This window comes from Corynebacterium sp., assembly GCF_030530965.1.
Classification (GTDB): domain Bacteria; phylum Actinomycetota; class Actinomycetes; order Mycobacteriales; family Mycobacteriaceae; genus Corynebacterium.
This window is the reverse complement of the sequence record NZ_JAUMTY010000017.1, coordinates 24,132-27,313: the sequence shown is the minus strand read 5'-3', so window position 1 is coordinate 27,313 and position 3,182 is coordinate 24,132. Positions and strand designations below refer to the sequence as shown.

The 3,182-nt window shown below is 55.2% G+C and carries 4 protein-coding genes; 3 read left to right on the top strand and 1 reads right to left on the bottom strand.

Going from position 1 to position 3,182, the window contains the following annotated elements:
- The 3 genes from Q3981_RS04965 to Q3981_RS04955 all read left to right on the top strand — a co-directional run.
- The coding region (locus Q3981_RS04965; RefSeq protein WP_303124341.1) for a UvrB/UvrC motif-containing protein at positions 1–597 on the top strand (597 nt) is incomplete at its 5' end.
- Positions 598–718: 121 nt separating this feature from the next.
- Positions 719–1,159, top strand: a complete 441-nt coding sequence (locus tag Q3981_RS04960) for a universal stress protein (protein ID WP_012731464.1) — start codon at positions 719–721, stop codon at positions 1,157–1,159.
- Positions 1,160–1,296: 137 nt separating this feature from the next.
- The gene (locus Q3981_RS04955; RefSeq protein WP_303124340.1) at positions 1,297–2,298 is read left to right on the top strand and encodes an alpha/beta hydrolase family protein; all 1,002 of its coding nucleotides are present in this window, start codon (positions 1,297–1,299) and stop codon (positions 2,296–2,298) included.
- Here the strand turns inward: Q3981_RS04955 and Q3981_RS04950 are convergent.
- Positions 2,274–3,182 (bottom strand): ATP-binding domain-containing protein (locus Q3981_RS04950; RefSeq protein WP_368410090.1); only part of this gene is annotated, 909 nt, incomplete at its 5' end. The genes Q3981_RS04955 and Q3981_RS04950 overlap by 25 nt on opposite strands.

Genomic DNA, 3,182 nt, shown 5'->3' with positions numbered 1-3,182 from the left:
CTCGATCTCCCCGAGGTGAGCCTCGTTTCCATTCTCGACGCCGATAAAGAAGGTTTCCTACGTTCCACGCGGTCCTTAATTCAGACCATCGGCCGTGCCGCCCGAAATGTCAGCGGCGAAGTCCACATGTACGCGGATACTGTCACCGATTCCATGGCTCAGGCAATTGACGAAACTGAGCGACGTCGGGAAAAGCAGATCGCATTTAACAAAGAGCACAACATTGATCCTCAGCCGTTGCGGAAGAAGATTGCCGACATTCTCGATCAGGTCTATGACAACGAGAGCGAAGCCGATGATCACGAGTCCGCTGGCACAACAACTGCCGGAGGCGGAGCACAAACGTCTACGAACGCGAATGGTCAGAAGGCTCAGTCAACATCCTCATTAACGTCCGACGCTGCGCTCGCCGGGGACCAAGAACCGGATTACACGGAAATGACCCGCGACGACCTTGTTCGCCTCCGCGACGATTTAACCCGACAAATGGGCGACGCCGCGAGAGACCTGAAATTCGAACTCGCCGCGCGGCTCCGTGACGAACTTGTTGGCGTCAAGAAAGAACTCAAGGAAATCACTGAAGCCGGAGTTGAATAGTGTCAACAGCCCAGTGGCTTCAGCCCGCGCAATGTCACTGAGTGAAGTACAACGAAGTGACGTACCATAAAAGCTAAGGTTACTGTCGACATCGTCGACAAATGAGGTTGGGAAGGTAGAAATGAGCAAATACTCGACAATCGTTGTTGGTACAGACGGGTCTCAGTCGTCGCTTCTCGCAGTCGAGCGAGCAGCCGAAATCGCAGCGGCCTTGGACGCCACAGTAACCATCGGTTGCGCCTACTACGAAAACCAAGAAGAAGCCTCGAAGACCCTCCGCCAAGATTCCGTTACCGTCCTTGGCGACGACCCCGCACGTAAAAACCTAGAAAGCGCGGTAGAAGCGGCGCGCCGGGTTGGTGCCACCAACATTGAAACGGCAGTTCGGAAGGGAACGCCGGTCGAAGCGCTCATGGCCATCGTGAAAGAGGTCGACGCCGATCTCCTGGTGGTGGGAAACCGAGGAATTAACTCTCTGACCGGACGATTGTTGGGATCGGTTCCAGCCGACGTGGCTCGTCAATCAAATTGCGATGTCATGATCGTCCACACGGTTGACTAAGACTTAGCTAAAACATGATGTAGACGAAGCCGGTACGTCGTTTCCGGCCGGGATTGGCTCTTAGTTCGCTACACCTGATCGGGTGCCAAAATAAAGCATCCCCTTGCCGTGGGGTTACTTCGTTATAAGATCGACGCATGCTCCCCACTGGATTGTTTTGTAGTACCCGCCGACGTTTGTATGGTGCTGTTTTAGCAGCATCGATGGTGTGCGTGCCGGCTTTGCAAGCGCCACAATCGTCGCCCCATGCGTCGGGTGCTCCGGCGGGGCAGGGGTGTGCTCCCTTTGCTAATGCGGCTGTGAAGTGCTCTGTTCATTCCGCAGCTATGAACCGAGACATTTCTGTAGTCATCCGGCCCTCGCATACTGCCAATAACCCCCGTGTGGTCCAGTTTCTTGGCGGCATGGGTATTAAAAATGACACTAATGAGTGGCTGACCGATGGGCACGCTTTAGAGCATATGGACTCGGCGGATGCCACCTTGGTATTCCTCGCGGGGGATTCGGCAAGCCTCTATACCGACTGGGATCATCCCACCGCTGATGGCAGGGTATTCAAATATAAGACTTTTCTTTCTGAAGAATTACCCGCATATCTTGCCACCAATTTCGGGGTTCCAGGTGGGGGAGCAGGGCACACTTTAGTCACCGGCATCTCAGCGGGAGCCTGGGGTGCGATGAGTTTGGCAGCTCAACGCCCCGATTTTTACCGGAGCGTTCTCGCCATGTCCGGCTTCTACTATTCCAGGATGCCCGACCAGTGGTTAACCACCGATCTCCAACCTCTCCTGACGGAGGGCGTCAACACGGTGCCCTGGTTCAATCTGGCTAATCGACGGGCGGCTAATCCCTCGGAGAATCTACAGAATTTGACGATGCCTATCATCGTCACGTCGGCTTCAGGTGTGATCAATCCTTTTGCCGATTACGGCGATAACCTGGTCGGCGCCGTCACTGAAGGTATCCCGATGGAAGCTGGGGCGACCGTCCAAACCGCGGAATTCGTCGCCCAAGCCCGCGCAGCAGGTGTCAACATTGACTACCGCCTGGATCCTATAGGCGTTCATGGTTGGGACACGTGGTCACGGATGGCGTGGGATCAAGGTGTGATGAATCAAGCGCTTTCGAACATCGGCTGACCCGAGTACACAACGGTGAGACCCTGGGTCGCCCGTGTGGCAGCAACATAGAGATCCTGAAATCCTTGGACCACCGTATATGCAATATCTTCAGGTTCGATGATGACTACTTCGTCAAATTCCAACCCCTTCGTTTCCGACGGATCCAAGATACTCACCGATTGATCCAGGTCTGATTGTTGTACAGCCTGGTTAATGCAGGATTGAAGATCAGGGTTGTTTGCCGCAGTGACAATCGCAATAGTGCGCTCTGACGATATTGCTCCTGCAACCTCAGAAATGACATGTTGCAGTTTGTCGACAACAGGGGTTCGCACCTGACCGTGATCCGAATCAGCCGACTCATGGTGCGCGCTTTCAGCGTCAGTGGCACGGCACGATTCCAACTCGGGTACATACACCATCGTGGGCCGTCGGCCATTCGAACGAATAGCAGTGTCCGACGAAGTATCAGGCGCCACATGATGGCGTATGTGGTCAACGACGTCGGTGATCTCTTTGGGAGTCCGGTAGTTAATCGTCAGCCGATGATGGTGCCACCGCGACTGGACGAACGGCTCCAGCGTGTCCGACCATGATTCCACCCCAGCTGGGCTTCCTGTTTGCGCAGTATCACCGACCAAGGTCATCCAGTGGTTAGGGCACCGACGCATCACCATCCGCCACTCCATCGCGGAGAGCTCTTGCGCTTCATCGACGACGACATGCCCGTAGGACCACAGTCGGTCTTCCTGAGCACGCTCGGCCGTCGTCCGATCATCCCGGACACGTTGGCGTTCCGCCAGCGCAGCAGCATCAAGAATGTCGTAGGCCATGAGTATTTCGGGATCGAATTGATCATCAACGTCTTGGGACGCCGACCCAGCCAAAATATCGAGGGCGTC

Excerpts from the sequence above, each read along its gene's own strand:
- Q3981_RS04960 (WP_012731464.1), top strand. The coding sequence starts at position 719 with ATGAGCAAATACTCGACAATCGTTGTTGGTACAGACGGGTCTCAGTCG.
- Q3981_RS04955 (WP_303124340.1), top strand. The coding sequence starts at position 1,297 with ATGCTCCCCACTGGATTGTTTTGTAGTACCCGCCGACGTTTGTATGGT.